Annotated in this window: 12 protein-coding genes; 11 read left to right on the forward strand and 1 reads right to left on the reverse strand. The window is 38.7% G+C overall.

Annotated elements, in window-relative coordinates; translation table 11 throughout:
* The first annotated feature begins 190 nt into the window (after window positions 1–190).
* The 10 genes from ACRPLY_RS23740 to essA all read left to right on the forward strand — a co-directional run bounded on the left by ACRPLY_RS23740 (window position 191) and on the right by essA (window position 13,607).
* Window positions 191–1,396, forward strand: coding sequence for a DEAD/DEAH box helicase (locus ACRPLY_RS23740; RefSeq protein ID WP_028412476.1), 1,206 nt, complete (start codon window positions 191–193; stop codon window positions 1,394–1,396).
* A gap of 252 nt (window positions 1,397–1,648) precedes the next feature.
* On the forward strand, window positions 1,649–1,966 hold the full coding sequence (locus ACRPLY_RS23745; RefSeq protein ID WP_013055102.1) for a hypothetical protein: 318 nt from the start codon (window positions 1,649–1,651) through the stop codon (window positions 1,964–1,966).
* Between the two features lie 109 nt (window positions 1,967–2,075).
* Complete coding sequence (locus ACRPLY_RS23750; RefSeq protein WP_028412475.1) at window positions 2,076–2,675, forward strand: WXG100 family type VII secretion target; 600 nt, start codon at window positions 2,076–2,078, stop codon at window positions 2,673–2,675.
* 61 nt (window positions 2,676–2,736) lie between these two features.
* The gene (locus tag ACRPLY_RS23755; RefSeq protein WP_028412474.1) at window positions 2,737–3,129 is read left to right on the forward strand and encodes an SseB family protein; all 393 of its coding nucleotides are present in this window, start codon (window positions 2,737–2,739) and stop codon (window positions 3,127–3,129) included.
* A 369-nt stretch (window positions 3,130–3,498) separates the two neighbouring features.
* Window positions 3,499–3,792, forward strand: coding sequence for a WXG100 family type VII secretion target (locus tag ACRPLY_RS23760; protein WP_028412473.1), 294 nt, complete (start codon window positions 3,499–3,501; stop codon window positions 3,790–3,792).
* A 93-nt stretch (window positions 3,793–3,885) separates the two neighbouring features.
* Window positions 3,886–4,125: an EsaB/YukD family protein gene (locus ACRPLY_RS23765; protein ID WP_025752817.1), complete on the forward strand. Its 240-nt coding sequence runs from the start codon at window positions 3,886–3,888 to the stop codon at window positions 4,123–4,125.
* Between the two features lie 14 nt (window positions 4,126–4,139).
* Window positions 4,140–5,444 (forward strand): type VII secretion protein EssB, encoded by a 1,305-nt coding sequence (gene essB, locus ACRPLY_RS23770; protein ID WP_028412472.1) that lies wholly within the window; start codon window positions 4,140–4,142, stop codon window positions 5,442–5,444.
* A 12-nt stretch (window positions 5,445–5,456) separates the two neighbouring features.
* A complete protein-coding gene (gene essC / locus ACRPLY_RS23775) occupies window positions 5,457–9,935 on the forward strand; it encodes a type VII secretion protein EssC (RefSeq protein WP_099330590.1) in 4,479 nt (1,492 codons plus the stop codon).
* Window positions 9,932–13,132: a type VII secretion protein EsaA gene (esaA, locus tag ACRPLY_RS23780; RefSeq protein WP_325077551.1), complete on the forward strand. Its 3,201-nt coding sequence runs from the start codon at window positions 9,932–9,934 to the stop codon at window positions 13,130–13,132. The genes essC and esaA overlap by 4 nt, the downstream gene beginning before the upstream one ends.
* Window positions 13,110–13,607, forward strand: a complete 498-nt coding sequence (essA, locus tag ACRPLY_RS23785) for a type VII secretion protein EssA (RefSeq protein WP_033580728.1) — start codon at window positions 13,110–13,112, stop codon at window positions 13,605–13,607. Before esaA ends, essA begins: the two co-directional genes overlap by 23 nt.
* A gap of 50 nt (window positions 13,608–13,657) precedes the next feature.
* On the opposite strand, the gene ACRPLY_RS23790 is transcribed toward essA, so the two are convergent.
* Complete coding sequence (locus ACRPLY_RS23790; RefSeq protein ID WP_028412469.1) at window positions 13,658–14,134, reverse strand: hypothetical protein; 477 nt, start codon at window positions 14,132–14,134, stop codon at window positions 13,658–13,660.
* Between the two features lie 287 nt (window positions 14,135–14,421).
* Here ACRPLY_RS23790 and ACRPLY_RS23795 point away from each other — a divergent pair, with 287 nt between their 5' ends.
* Window positions 14,422–15,576, forward strand: coding sequence for an endonuclease (locus ACRPLY_RS23795; protein ID WP_325077550.1), 1,155 nt, complete (start codon window positions 14,422–14,424; stop codon window positions 15,574–15,576).
* The last annotated feature ends 41 nt before the right edge of the window (window positions 15,577–15,617 follow it).

Raw genomic sequence — 15,617 nt, forward strand, 5'->3', positions numbered from 1 at the left:
GATGTAGAAAAGTTAAGGCAACAATCGACTTTTCTACTGACGGATTGACAGGGTCCCTTGGGATAAGGAAGGTTTATTTATAAATAGAAATTAAGGTCAGTATTAACGCACATGGCCACTGATACATTCGTTTAATTGAAATAAAAAAATCGTTTATAATATCGAGAAAAGCATGGAAAAGGAGATAGATATGAGTCAGTTTATAGAGACTTTACAGCCTTTTTTACAAGAGGCGTGGAAAAAAGCAGGGTTCAATGAGCCTACTGCCATTCAAACGAAAGCTATTTCAGAGATTTTAGCTAATAAAGATGTAATAGGAGAATCCCCAACGGGAACAGGAAAGACACTGGCATATTTGTTGCCTGTCTTACATCGCATTCAGCCGGGACCATCTCATGTTCAAGCGGTTATTTTAGCATCTTCCCATGAATTAGTTATGCAAATTCATGGTGAAATTCAAACTTGGTCGCAGGGAAGCGGTATTTCAAGCGCTGCGTTTATTGGCGGAGCAAATATGAAACGGCAATTAGAAAAACTCAAAAAGCGCCCTAATATCATTGTTGGTACCCCAGGACGTTTGAACGAATTAATTAAAATGAAGAAATTAAAAATGCACGAAGTCAAAACAATTGTGATTGATGAAGCGGATCAATTGTTTGTGCCTGAGCATGTTCAAACGGTTCAACAGATTGTAAAAATGGCGTTAAGTGATCGTCAAATCCTAGTCTTCTCAGCTACTGTATCAGAACGTACCAAATCGCTAGCGAAAGACATGATGAACCAGCCTCTTGAAATAGAGGTAGGAAGAGATGAACTCCCAGCTTCGAAGGTAGAGCATGTATACATCAAAAGTGAAGCTAGAGATAAAGTGGACGTGCTTAGAAAACTAGTTCGTCAAGAACAAATGAAAGCTTTAGCCTTTTTTAAAGGGATTGATACTCTGATCGAGTTTGAAGAAAAATTAACATTTAAGCGTGTAGAAGCAGGCTCTTTACACAGTGAAACGAAAAAAGAAGATCGTGCTACGACGATTAAAGGTTTTCGAAAAGGAGATTTCCCTGTCTTATTAGCAACGGATGTCGCAGCTAGAGGATTAGACATTAAGGGATTGACGCATGTAATTCATATCGATGTTCCTCAAGATGCAGATCAATACGTACATCGCTCAGGTAGAACAGGCAGATCGGGAGCAGAAGGTACAGTCATTTCTCTTGTCACTGAACGAGAAGAGCGAAATTTAAAACAAATCGCACGTGAACTTCAACTTTCATTAGCGAAAAAAGAGCTTTATATGGGCGAAATCGTCGATGAAGGTACAAAAGAGCAGTCCCGTACAGCTAAAAAACCTTCAAAAAAGCCATTTAACAAGAAAAAGAAACAAAAAGGTCGGATGTAAACTAGGTATTCTTCCTTTTTATAACAGCAGTGTCACAATCTAAAAAGCAACGTCTACTGCTTTATTACAGCAGCCTGGCGTTGTTTATTTTCTCTATTTCCCCTGTATAAATAAGTAAAAAAAGAGAAATGTAGATATTTTTTCCTAGGTATGAAAATAGTTTGAATGATGGATTTTGTTTTTTGTAACCTTATTTTAACATTACTTTAAGAGACTTCTAATAAAAGAGGAAGAAGGACGTGGGGACATTTTATGGATGCAATTGATGATCTCTTTGACGACATAGAGCGAAGAAGAAAAAGCAAAGAATATAGTCGAGATGCAGATCAATTAGAATCATATTTACATGAAGTTCAACGTATCATGGAATTTCTTGAAGAAGGTATCTATCTGTTTCAAAATTCGCACCAACAATATGCGTCAGATTGGTCAGGGCGTTCTAAGAGCTCATATGAGGATATTTATAATGATATTACGCAATCCACTTTTCATCTGTACGACGTAAGGGATGAATTGTTTCAAACTTTACGCTTAGAAATTTCACGATTAAGAGAGCTAGCATCGGCGTAATAAATAACATTATCGACTCACTCTTTTAGAAAGTGAGTCTTTCCGTATAGGCTTAAAAAATGTTTGGATGATGACTGAAGGCTTACAAGAGATAGGGGGACGGACATACATGGAGATAAAAGTAAATCCAGAGGTGCTGCAGACATTTGCAGAGCGAATTCAACAGTCTCATTCACAGACGGCTGATGCACTTCAAAAACTAAGCTGGGAAGCTACAAATCTACATTTCTTGTCTGTTGCAGATATTGATAAAGTGCTGGACTTGCAGGAAGAGTTACAGCATATGATTCGCAAACTTGATTCGCTAACGGAAAATGCACATTTATTAGTAAAAGACACTGCGGAGCAAATGAGAAAAGCAGATGGAGAGCTAGAAGGCTCTTCAGGCTGGACGGAGTTTTGGTCGAGCGTATGGAGCGATGGGAGCGCCCATTCGCAAGATACGTGGAATGACATAAAGAACTTAAAAGAATGGAACACGTATGACAATATGCATAGAACGATTGAAAAACCTCTAGGTACTCTTAATGTTATGTGGAATTCGCTTTCTATGTCTTGGGAAGAAAAAGTAGTGAATGGTTCTACATGCAGTCGAACGGAATTTTTCACTTATGGGGTTATTCAAATGGGATTGGGCATTTTAAGTCAGGAGATGAATCCTTCAAACATTATGTTTAGTGACAGCACAGAGGAAGTGAAGAGAGAATGAATGAAGTATATGATGGCGCTGGAAGTGAAATGGTACAGTTCCTTACAGGGTTGTCTCAGCAATGAAGTATACATTTAATTTATTAGAAAAATCGTTAATTGAAGCAATGAAAGATAATAAAAAAATTGCTCAATTTTATAAAACTTTAATGAATAGCAATTTATGGCTAGTTGTTAGCTCAGAACATGTAGCATCAGATATATTAATTGCAGAGCACTACGTTCAGACGATGAAAAGTGCAGCGTATCGATATTTACCTGTTTTTTCGTCAAAATATCCGATTGAACAGATGCTAAAAGATGAAAAGACCGTATGTGTATCATTTAAGGATATGCTGCCTGTATTAAATGAAGAAATAGCCATATTACTTAATCCTGACACGCCTCTCTCAAAATTATTCATCCCGGAAGAAATAAGAATGTTAAAAGAAGATAAAAATTATTTTAAGCAGTAGCCAAGGCGATAACAAGCACATGTCCTTTTTTCAAGCATGTCTGAATCTTAAATAAATAGGATATATATAGGCAGGGCCTTAAACAGGCTGCTGCTTTTTTATTACTAGTAAATAGTTCTATAGATAATAAATAGAAATGTAATTTAATAGTCTTATAGTTTTTATTTTCCTTTAAATAGGTACCTATAGATTAGATGGAAAAGGTTTAAATGAGAACAAAATCTTGGTTTTTTAGGTTTTATTTGCATTTTTTAGGGGTACTTGTAGATACATATTCTCATTTTTGGAGGCTTTTGCAAGTAACCTTTGACCTTATCACTAGAGTTTCTTACAATAATAGTAAATATATAAACCGAAGGAGAGATATGTATGTCAGGAATTATTCGCGTAACACCAGCAGAGCTTCGCGACATGTCAGGTCGCTATACTAACGAAAGCGGTCAAGTTCAAGAACTAGTAAGCCGTCTTGATACAATGAAAAATCAACTTCAAGATATGTGGGAAGGTGCTTCAAGCGAAGCGTTTGCTGCTCAATACGAAGAATTAAAACCTTCTTTCGTTGAAATGTCTAACCTACTTACAAAAATTGCTAAGCAATTAGACGACTCTGCAAATGTTCTTGAAGATACAGATAACCAAATCGCTAGCCAAATCCGCGGTTAACTTCATCTAATAATCTAAGTGAAGTAATAAAAGGAGCGCCCCATTCTCAAAAGATGAAGGCGCTTTTTCTATGTTTTGAGGTGATGAAACCCTATGTATATAGAAGTAACAGTAGACTTAAAGCACTATACAGGTGATCGGTTCGATTTGCGACTATCAAACTATCATTCAATCAAAAAAGTAGTCGAGATCGTTTGGCAAGCTAAAAAGATTACTCAATCACCAAAGGACGGTGCGTGGATACGTGTTTCAAATAAAAATCTTATTTTCTCGGGAAATGAGACGATGATTAACTGCGGAATTACCACAGGTGATTGTATCGAAATTCTCTAAAGGAGTCTATTAGAATGTCAGAGAAGAAACCGACTTACTTAGAAGAGCAGCTCGAAGCTGTAATGACACGTCATAATAATGAATATACATTTGTTTTTCAAAAAGAAAAAATTCGACTTGATCGTTCTGTTGAAATTGAAATGTTAAAGGATGTAAACACGGCTTTTCAAAAAGAAATCATGATGAGCGATGATGAACTTAAAATAACAATTAAGCCTACCTCTGAATTTCAACCTTTTACAGCATTAAAGGGAAAAGAAGAACAGCAAAAGTGGCTGTTTGCAGATCAGCTTATCAAAAAGATAAAGCAGCATTCTTTTTCAAGGCTGCATTTGTTGATTTGTCCAGAAAATATCATTTTTGATAAAAGTTTAAGTCCTGCTTTTTTACATTATGGAGTGAAAGAAAGTTTACCTCCTTATGAACCTAACGAGGAACAAAGCTTTCAGGAGTTAAAGGCTACGATAGCGGCGGCTGTTGACTCATCGCATACATTTGAACAGTATTTTAAGTTATACGAGACCTTGCAATTAAAAGAAGACGCTAAAAAAATAATGCATATCAGCAATGAGGAAGAGTTGAGTCAATTTGTTCAGCATAAGCTAACCCAAATTGAAAAACATCAAAAGACACTTGTTCAACTTCCTCAAAAACGCTGGACCATTTTTAAGTTTTCATCTGTCGGTATACTTGTCTTATTAATTCCAGCTCTTATTTATACTTTTTATTCTTATTTTTTTGCTCAGCCGAAACAAGAAGCATTTGTAGAAAGCAACGAATACTTTCTTGAAAAAAACTACAGCAAAGTAGTCGACACACTTGAAGATTACGATATTGAAAGTATGCCTAAAATTGTGCAATACGAAATAGCAACCTCCTATCTTGTTAATGAAAAGTTGGGAGAGGAGCAAAAGGCAAATGCTTTAAAGACTATTACGCTTCAGTCAGATCCTCAGTACTTTGCCTATTGGTTTTACATTGGCCGAGGAGACAACAAAAAAGCTTTAGAAGTGAGCAGGTTGTTAGAAGAACGTTCGTTAATTATCTATGCATTAATGAAATACGAAGGTCAGCTAAAGACAGACAACGATTTAGCGGCTGATAAAAAGCAAGAAGAGCTTGATAAAGTAGCGAATGAACTGGAAGAATTCAAGAAAGAAAATGATCAGCAAGAAGCGGAAGCAGCCAAGCAGCAAGAAGAGAAACAGGCTGAGGAAGCACAGGCGGCCAAGCAGCAGGAAGAAGAACAGAAAGCTGCAGAAGCCGAGAAAAAGAAACAAGAAGAGCAGAAAAAACAGCAGGAAGATCAATCGAAGTAGGGAGGTAGTTGTATGAATATGCTTTGGATAGTTAGTGGGCAAACGTATCAGCAGCTGCCTATAGATTTTAAAACCTTTCGCCAAGCAACGGTTGGAAACACTCAGCATCAAACGTTTACTTTTTCCTATCCGTTTGAGAAAGGTCAAATGACGCTGTCATCTGAAAAGAACGGCCGGCTCTTGATTTCCTACGGAGAAGAAAGGATAGCAGAGCTATCTGTTTCTGAGTCGTTTGTATGGCGAGAACAAGGACAGGCTTTAACCTTTGCCCTTACAGAGACGGCTGTTAAAGAAGCTGTCTATTATATTGATTACGAATCAGAAGTCTCGTTTTCCACAAGTGATGAAGCAGCTGATGTGTATCAGCAGAAAGAAAAGTATGTAGTAGAGCCAAAAGAAGGATTTTACTTATCAAAGATAAACGGGAAGTGGAAGGTCTTTTATAACCAAGAACGGTTTTATCTTAATGGACACCGAATAGAAGAGAATAGGAACCTTCAGCCCGGAGATCTTATTTTATGGTCTTCTATGACGATTCAATTGATCGAAAAAGATTTGCTGAAGATTCAAAGCTACTATGATTATGCATCTAAGCTTCCGGCTACGGCGCAACCTATTTCTGAAATGAAAAAGAAGTACCCGGTTTATAGACGGACACCGCGCATGATATATGATTTGCCTAATGATAAGGTGAGCTTGTCCTTTCCGTCTCAAGACAATGATGAAAATAACCGAAGCTTATGGCTTACCATTTTACCCCCATTAGTCATGCTTTTAGTCATGGGTACGGTATCGATTATTCAGCCCAGGGGAATTTTTATTATTATATCTGTCATGATGTTTACGACCACGCTGATTGTATCTACCGTTCAATATTTCAAAGATAAAAAACAGCGCAAGAAGCGCCAAGAGCGTCGTCGTCGAATTTATACAAAGTACTTAGAGAACAAGCGCGAGGAATTACAAGAACTAGCATCAGTTCAACGAGACGTATTATCTTATCATTTTCCAACGTTTGAACGAATGAAATATTTAACAGAACAGATTTCCGATCGAATTTGGGAACGAACTGTGGAAAGCAGTGATTTCTTACAGGTGCGTCTTGGAAAAGGAACAGTTCCTGGAAGCTACCAAATTTCTTTAAATAGCGGAGATATGGCTAATCGAGAAATTGATGATTTGCTTGAGCAGTCTCAGCACATGGAAAAAGTCTATCGAGAAGTCAAAAATGCGCCTGTTACCGCTCACTTAGGTTTAGGCTCTATCGGTCTGGTAGGAAAGATGAAGACGGTGAAGAATGAACTGCATCAGCTTGTAGGACAGCTGGCATTCTCCCACAGTTATCATGATGTGAGATTCGTATTCATTTTTGATGAAGAAGAATATAAAGAGTGGGAATGGATGAAATGGCTCCCTCATTTTCAGCTGCCTCATTCTTTTGCGAAAGGCTTCATTTATAATGAACAAACGAGAGATCAGCTTTTATCTTCTATTTACGAAATGCTGAGAGAACGCGACTTAGATGAAGCAAAAGGAGAAGGGGTTTTTTTGCCTCACTTTGTTTTTATTATTACGAATCAGCAGCTAATTGCAGATCACGTTATCTTAGAGTATTTAGAAGGGTATCACCCTCATCTTGGGTTCTCTACGATATTTGCGGCAGAGACGAAAGAAAGCTTAACGGAGCATGTTCACACACTCGTTCGTTATATTAACGAATCCGAGGGGGATATATTAATTCAAAAGCAAAAAGCTGTGAATATTCCATTTCAGCTTGATAAACACACGCTTGATTATAATGAAAGATTTGCAAGGATGCTGCGGACATTGGATCACCAAGTTGGCATGACCAACTCAATTCCAAATAGCGTTTCATTCTTAGAATTATTTAAAGCAAGAGAAATTGGTGAGCTGGATATCGTGCAAAGGTGGCACACCAATGAATCAGCTAAGTCGCTAGCGGTTCCAATTGGTTTAAAAGGAAAAGAAGATATTGTTGAACTAAATCTTCACGAAAAAGCTCACGGCCCTCATGGATTACTTGCAGGTACGACGGGGTCAGGGAAAAGTGAATTTTTACAAACGTACATTCTTTCTCTAGCGGTGAATTTCCACCCCCATGAAGTCGCATTTTTATTGATTGACTATAAGGGCGGAGGAATGGCTCAGCCGTTTAAAAACATGCCTCACCTGCTTGGAACCATTACAAATATTGAAGGAAGTAAGAATTTTAGTACAAGAGCCTTAGCTTCTATTAAAAGTGAATTAAAGCGACGCCAACGCTTGTTTGATAGATATGAAGTCAATCATATTAATGATTATACAGATTTATATAAGCAAGGTATGGCAGAAGAACCTCTGCCTCACTTATTCTTAATCTCGGATGAATTTGCTGAGTTAAAAAGTGAAGAACCAGAGTTCATTCGCGAATTAGTCAGCGCGGCGCGAATTGGACGTAGTCTAGGCGTTCATTTAATTTTAGCAACACAAAAGCCAGGCGGTGTTATTGACGATCAAATTTGGAGTAATGCGCGCTTTAAAGTAGCGTTAAAAGTCCAAGATGCCGCTGATAGTAAAGAAATCTTAAAAAATGCAGACGCTGCTTCTATTACGGTGACGGGTCGAGGCTATCTGCAGGTTGGAAATAATGAAGTGTATGAACTGTTTCAGTCAGCTTGGAGCGGCGCGCCGTACATGGAAGATACGTATGGGGCTGAAGATGAAGTAGCCATTATCACAGATCTCGGGTTGATTCCTTTATCTGATGTATCTACTCAGCAGACGTCATCCAAACAAGCGGAAGCAGAAATTGATGTTGTGGTGCAAAAAATCGAACAAACGCAGCAGGAATTAGGTATCAAAAAATTAAATAGTCCATGGCTGCCGCCTCTTAAAGAGAGATTGCTTCGCAGTGAGTACAAAGAGAAGCGAGACGGCGTATTCCCAATTGGCTTAATTGATGAACCTGAAAAGCAAAGTCAAACGGTATATAACTATCAGCTGATGGACGATGGAAACATTGGTATATTTGGTTCGTCAGGATACGGTAAATCGTTTACAGTCATGATGTTGCTTCTTAGTCTAGCTGAAAGACAGAGCCCAGAGCAGCTTCATTATTACATTTTTGACTTTGGGAACGGTACGCTGCTGCCGCTTCGTCAGCTGCCTCATACGGCGGATTATTTCTTAATGGATCAAATGCGTAAAATTGAAAAATTCATGACGATTATCAAACAAGAAATCGCAAGGCGAAAGCAGTTATTTCAACAGCAGGAAGTTAGCAATATCAAAATGTATAATGCTCTAAGTTCAGAAGAGCTTCCTCTAATTTTTATCACGATTGATAATTTTGATCTTGTTAAAGAAGAAATGCAAGATCTAGAAATGCAGTTCACACAGCTTGTGCGTGACGGCCAGTCTTTAGGAATTTATATGATCTTTACCGCGACGCGCGTGAATTCTATTCGTCAGTCACTTATGAATAACTTGAAAACGAAGGTGGTTCATTACTTAATGGATCATTCAGAAGCGTATTCTATTTTAGGACGTACGCCGTATGCGCTGGAGTCTATTCCAGGTCGGGCTATTATCAAAACGGATCAACCTTATTTTGCACAGCTGTTTTTACCTGCGGAAGGAAAAGATGATTTTGAAATTTTTGATGCAGTTAAGCTGCACATTCAACGATTAAAGAAACAATATGCTGATGCTATTCTTCCGGAGCCGGTGCCAATGCTGTCATCGAAACTTGTACTTGCCGAATTTATGACGGACAGAAGAGTTATTCGCGAAAAAGGAGTTATTCCTCTTGGGTTAGATGAAGAGTTTGTTCGACCGGTGCATATGAACTTTACGAAAAATAAGCATTGTATCGTCATGGGGCAGACGCAAAAAGGAAAGACAAATGTAGTGAAAGTCATACTGCAAACAGCGCTTGAACAAGGCGTGAAGCAAATCGGACTATTTGATTCGGTTGACCGTGGTTTATCAAGCTATGCAGCTGAAGAGCAAGTTGTTTACATGGAAACAAAAGAACAGATCGTCGACTGGCTTGACCTAACCGAAGAACGATTGCAGCGACGTGAAAATAAGTATTTGGAAGCAGTGCAGGAAGGAACCGTACACGGCCTTTCATTTGCCCCGATCATGCTTGTGGTAGACGGATTTGTACGATTCCAGCAAAACTTAGACAGTGTCTTGCAGGATCGTATTACAAAATTGATGAAAAATTATAGCCACCTGGGCTTTAACTTGATTGTTGCAGGGAACAACAATGAGTTTTCAAAAGGATTTGACGCGTTAACAACAGAAGTGAAGCAAATTGGCCAAGCTGTGTTGTTGATGAAGAAAACAGAGCAAAGCTTATTTACACTTCCTTATGACCGAAAAGAAGCCGACGTTAACCCTGGCTTCGGTTATTATATTAAAAGTGGAAAAGAAACAAGAATTCAAATCCCGCTATGTGTAAGTGAAAGGAAGATCTTAACATGACCGAACAGCGTAAGTATACACTTAAAGTCATATTAGCTGTTGTTTTAATTTTGGCTCTTCCTTCTTTCTTTTTCCAGTATATTGGAGACAACCCGCTACAAGTCACAGAAAACTCAACAAGAACGATTGCGGTTGTTAACGAAGATAATGGAGTAAAAGAAAACAGTGAAAAAGCGATAGAATTTGGAGAAAAAGTGACTCCTCTTTTACAGGAGGGGTCGGATTATCAATGGACCGTGCTTGGACGAAGCGCAGCTACAAGCGGTTTACAGAATGGGAAATATGATGCGGTTATTTATATTCCCTCGACTTTCTCACAAAATATTTTATCGTATCAGGAAAAAAAGCCAGAAAAAGCTACTTTGGAATACAAAGTTCAAAGCCAGCTTAACGCAGTTAATAAGGAAAAAGTAGTAGGGGAATTAGAAGATGCTACTACAAAGGTTAATAATGAAATGTCCTCTTTGTACTGGAGTTATGTATCACAGGAAGTGGATAAGGTACGCGGACAGTTCGATAAAATTCTAAATAAAGAAATCGCCTTTCAAAAAACAATGGTCGCTTTTTATAAACCGAATTCAAAAGATTTAGCAGGTGAATTAAATGATCAAAAGAAAATTCTTCAGCAAATCCAAGATAATGTAAATAAAGCAGAAAAAGGTTCTAGCGACAGACAAGGCGACGTAGAACAGGTTGAAAAGAATTTAAACAGCTTCATTGAATATGTAAATCAATATCAAACATATCAAGAAACACAGAAACAAATGCTTGAAAAAACGCAGGCTCAAAGTGTCACTGCGATTCAACAAGGGTTGTCTTCCCTTGAATCTAATCAGCCAAGCTCTAAGCAAAATTTTAATGAGCAGGCCAATCAAGTGTTTAGTGGCTTATCTTCCATTCAACAGCAGCTGGATGAAAATCAAAAAGCCGTTGGAGAACTTGGAGATCAACAAGCAGATAACGTCAGTGAACAAGAAAAAGCTCTGCAAGATTTGAACGGCCAAATCATCAGTTCATACAAACAGCAGTCTGAGCAAACAACCTTAAATCAAATTGAAAGTAAGCTAAAGCCGCTTCGTGCGCAGCTAGAGACAGCTTCATCAAATGATAGTGGTGGAGGCTCAACGGATCCAGGGGAAAGTGATGGAACTCAGCCAGATCCTAATCAAGACGGAGAGACGCCAACGGACCCTGGAGAAGGTGACGGAACTCAGCCAGATCCTAATCAAGGTGGAGAGACGCCGACGGATCCTGGAGAAGATGATGGAACTCAGCCAGATTCCGGTCAAGGCGAAGGAACGTCAGAACCAATTCAAGTGGATTTATCTCAGCAAACAGCAAAGCTTGATGATATATCAAAAGGGCTTGAAGACTTAGAACAGCAGCTCCAAGGAATGGTAAATGAAACACCTGAAACACCTGAAACACCTGAAGCGCCTGAATCATCTGAAACACCTGAGGGAACAGAAACGCCAGAAACGACTGAAACACCGGACACACCGGACACATCAGGTACATCCGATGCTGTGAAAAGTGCGCTTGAAAAAGTGGCTAATCTGAAAACACAGGTACAGGCAGTCAAAGATGAGCTGCAAAATGTAACCGTTCAGCCTGAAACTTCAGGAGAAAATACGGATGCGCTGAAGCAGAAAATTGTCAGCTTGGAAGCAGACGTTGAGTCTTTGACAGCACAGAAAAACAAAGCAGAGAAAGACTTAGAAGAAGCAACCAAGTCGTCGAGCAGTCAAATTGCTAAGCTTCAAGAAGAAAATGAACGATTAAAAAAAGAGAATGAAAAGTTGAAAGAAGACGGCAAAAAACCTTCTAAAGGCAGTGCGGATGTTGATGGTCTCATTACGATGATTAAAAACAAAGAAGATAAAATCTTATCTTCTCCAAACCTTTCAGCTTCTCGAAAGGAAAAGCTGAGCAATACATTCTCAGGTAAGATTAAAAGCAGCAGTGCCGAAGATCTGTTAAAGTACTACGGTGATTTATCGCAGTATGATTTGACTTTAGCTCAAGTAGGAAATACAGACATACAGAACAGCGTCCTTAACAATGACTCTATTAAAGGAAGTTTGCAGCAGGCGTTAGCTGGAACCGTTTCTTCTCAAGACGCGCGTAAGCAAATCCAACAAAACCTGTCTCTAACAAAAGAAGAGTTAGCACAGTTCCAAAGTTCAGTGCAAGATTTTGCTGATCAATATGGACAAACAGTTGATGCTGAACAAGCATCGATTATGGAAGAGCTATCAGCTATTCAAGAAAAAGCAAATGCAATGAATCAAGAGCTTCAATCTAGCGCAGGTGAAGATCAAGCATTAGAAAAGAAAGAAGCTCCGGACGTAACAGGCTTAATGACGCTGCAGCAAAGCATGGGTCAAGAGTTGAAGGGAATGAACGAACTCATTTCATCTTTAGGTGAAAGACAAGCTAATGTTGTCACGTACACAGATGAATTGCAGAAGCGTGTAAATGAAGTTCAGGATAAGGCTGACACGCTTAACAGCAAGTGGGCCCAAAACGTGGATTCAACGAAGTTGGTGCGAGGCCAGGTATACCGCTTGTTAAATAATACATTAGTAGATGGACAGAATAACGATTACGTTTATCATTATTTAGCAAATCCTCTTCAAGTAAGCGGTGAAGTGCCGGCTGAAAAAGTAAAAGAGGTTCCACCGGTTGTCATTTTGGTTATTATCTTAATCAGCAGCCTACTAATTGGCTATTTCAGTCAATACTACCGACATGCACCAATGCTTGTAAAAGGTACGCTCTTTGGATTATTGAATTTGATTGTAGGGTTAATGGTAAGTATCTTTAGCCTTAATATTTATTCGTTATCGGGAGACCGGGCAATGGAATGGTCAATCTTTACGATCGTCTTATTGCTTGCTTCATCTACACTTGTACGTATTGCTTTCTTATTAGGAAGCTTCGCTGGATGGGTGACGACAGTAGGGTTGATTTTATTTTATATTACCCCGCTTCTTAACTTATCTATGCCAAACTTTAATTACGAAGATCCAGTATCTAAAGTGTACATGTCCATTCAATATGATACGCAGTCTCTGTTTGGACAGGCGCTTATTGTATTACTGGGAATGACTGCCGTTTTAAGTGTTCTGCCATCTATTATTCGTGCTTTAAAGACGACTAAAGAGGTTGAAAATGATGAAACCTATAGTGCTTAGTAAGAAGATTGGAAGTGTTGTTCTTATTTTTTCACTTTTTTGTTTCCCTATAGCAGCAGCGGCTGAAGCTGATGATGGAAACGTTGAAGAGATTAAACCAAATGTATATAAAGATGATCCCATTAACTTAGACCCCGAATCTTTGCTAGAAAATAAAAAAGAAGTAGGAAATATTCCGGAGGAAATAAAGGATCTTACATTTGAAAAAGAGGAAGATGCAGAGAAAGAGAGTTTAAAAGAAAGTCTTTTTGCGAACGCATCAGCTGAAGATAATACGATTTCTGCGAAAGCAAAAGAATATAACTTGTTTTCTTCTAAAAACACTTCCTACAAGAAAGATCGGACAGAACAAACGGCTTCTGAAAAGTCATCAGATCTACAATGGTTTTATTTATTATTGATTGGTGTGGGGGTTGTTGTATTATTTGTGGTTTTAATACCGCGCATTAGCCCTCAGCCTTCTGTGAAAAAATGAAAAAACCTCGCTGTTAATCAACAGCGAGGTTTTTGCGTATAGACGTAAATTTACAGGCGGCGGAAGCCTTCTTCAAACAAATAATCTTCTGCTTCTTCGTAAGATAAAAATGCTGCCTCTAAATTCAAGCCAGAATAAATATTCCACAGGTCATCTTCATGAACAAGTAAAAGCGTTGCATTGTCTGGGCCGTTCCAGCGCTGTTCATTTCCATTCCCTACAATAGCTTCTTCTCTAGCTGTATCAGGAAGGGTAGACAAAGATTCAATAGAAGCTTCAATAATTGATCGAAGATCTTCTTCAGTGTAATCACGGATATTCACAAGACCTTTGTCATTTGTTTCATATCCTTTTAAAAAACCTGCATATACAAATCCATTTCCGTTAGGATGCAGATGATGCACAACAACCGTTTTATCGTACACGCTCTCTTCATAATGAAAATTCACGCGTCCTAAAGATACATCTTTTCGATGCAGCTCTGGAAACGATGAAATAATAGCTAATTTTTCGTCAAAACTAAGCATAGACAATCCTCATTTCTATTTAAATCATTTCATTTTCTGAAATGGTATAAGCTCTTTTACGATTCGGTTGATTATACCATATATAAAGAAAGACACATAATGCTTTTTCCAATGTGGACTTTTGAAAATATAACCCTTCGCATAAAGTGGCTGTCACTGTAAAGAAGAATACATCTTTTTCACTATAAAACTTAACAAAAAATAGGCAGGGAATTCACAGTGAAAAAATAATATAAAGAGGTGGAAGAAAACTAGTTTTCAAACCTATCATAAGGAGGAATAAAAAAGTGAAATTATACGCTCTGTGTAAAAAAACATGGGCAATGTCTCTGCTTATTTTTGTTCTTTTAGTGAGCTTAACTCCTGTTAGTCAAGCAGCCGCGTTTTTATCTGTTGCACAAGCTCTTGAGAATCAAAACAACAGTGTACAAACGGTTAAAGGATATGTAGTAGGTCAACCTACAGGCACATCTACAGTTATTACGAGCAATTACCCAAACGATTATGCACTTGCTCTCGCTGACAGTGCAAATGAAACCAACACAGACAAGATGGTATACGTTCAAATTCCTTCAAATTTGCGAAGTACATTTGGACTTCAAAGTCGCTCGGAGTTAAAAGGGAAAAGTCTTACTGTTACGGGCACACTCACCCCTTACTTTTCACACCCAGGAATAAAATCAGTTACTTCTATCAGTACAGAAACAGGAGGAACTGATCCGACTCCAGACCCCACAGAGCCAACTGTTCCAGTAGAAGACTATTATCGTACCGCAGCTGGAAAAACAGGAAACACCTTAAAAACAGAGCTTCATAACATTATTGACCATCACACAGAACTTTCGTATTCAGCCGTATGGGAAGCTTTAAAGAAAACGGATGAAGATCCAGCTAACGCAAATAACGTTATTTTGCTCTATACGGGGCGTTCACAGAGTAAGAGTACAAATGGAGGCGGAGTGGACGATTGGAATCGTGAGCACGTCTGGGCAAAGTCTCACGGGGACTTTGGAACAGCTATGGGTCCTGGAACAGATCTTCATCATTTACGTCCAACCGATGTGTCTGTAAATGGTACGAGAGGAAACTTAGATTTTGATAACGGAGGGACGGAACATAGCGAGGCACTCGGAAATTATTTTGACAGTGATTCATGGGAACCTCGAGATGAAGTAAAAGGTGATGTGGCTCGTATGTTGTTTTATATGGCCATACGCTATGAAGGCGATGTAAGTGATGAGCCTGACTTAGAACTTAATAACACAGTGAATAATGGCACTGCTCCTTATCATGGGAAATTATCTGTGCTTCTTCAATGGAACGCCGAAGATCCAGTAGATGATCGAGAACGACGCAGAAATGATATTATTTATTCAGACTATCAGCATAACCGCAATCCGTTTATTGACCATCCTGAATGGGTGAATGAGATTTGGAACTAATGTAGGAGGCGTCCTGGCGGGGCGTCTTTTTTTATAAAAGA

This window comes from Priestia sp. TGN 0903 (assembly GCF_050846855.1).
Taxonomy (GTDB): Bacteria; Bacillota; Bacilli; order Bacillales; family Bacillaceae_H; genus Priestia; species Priestia zanthoxyli.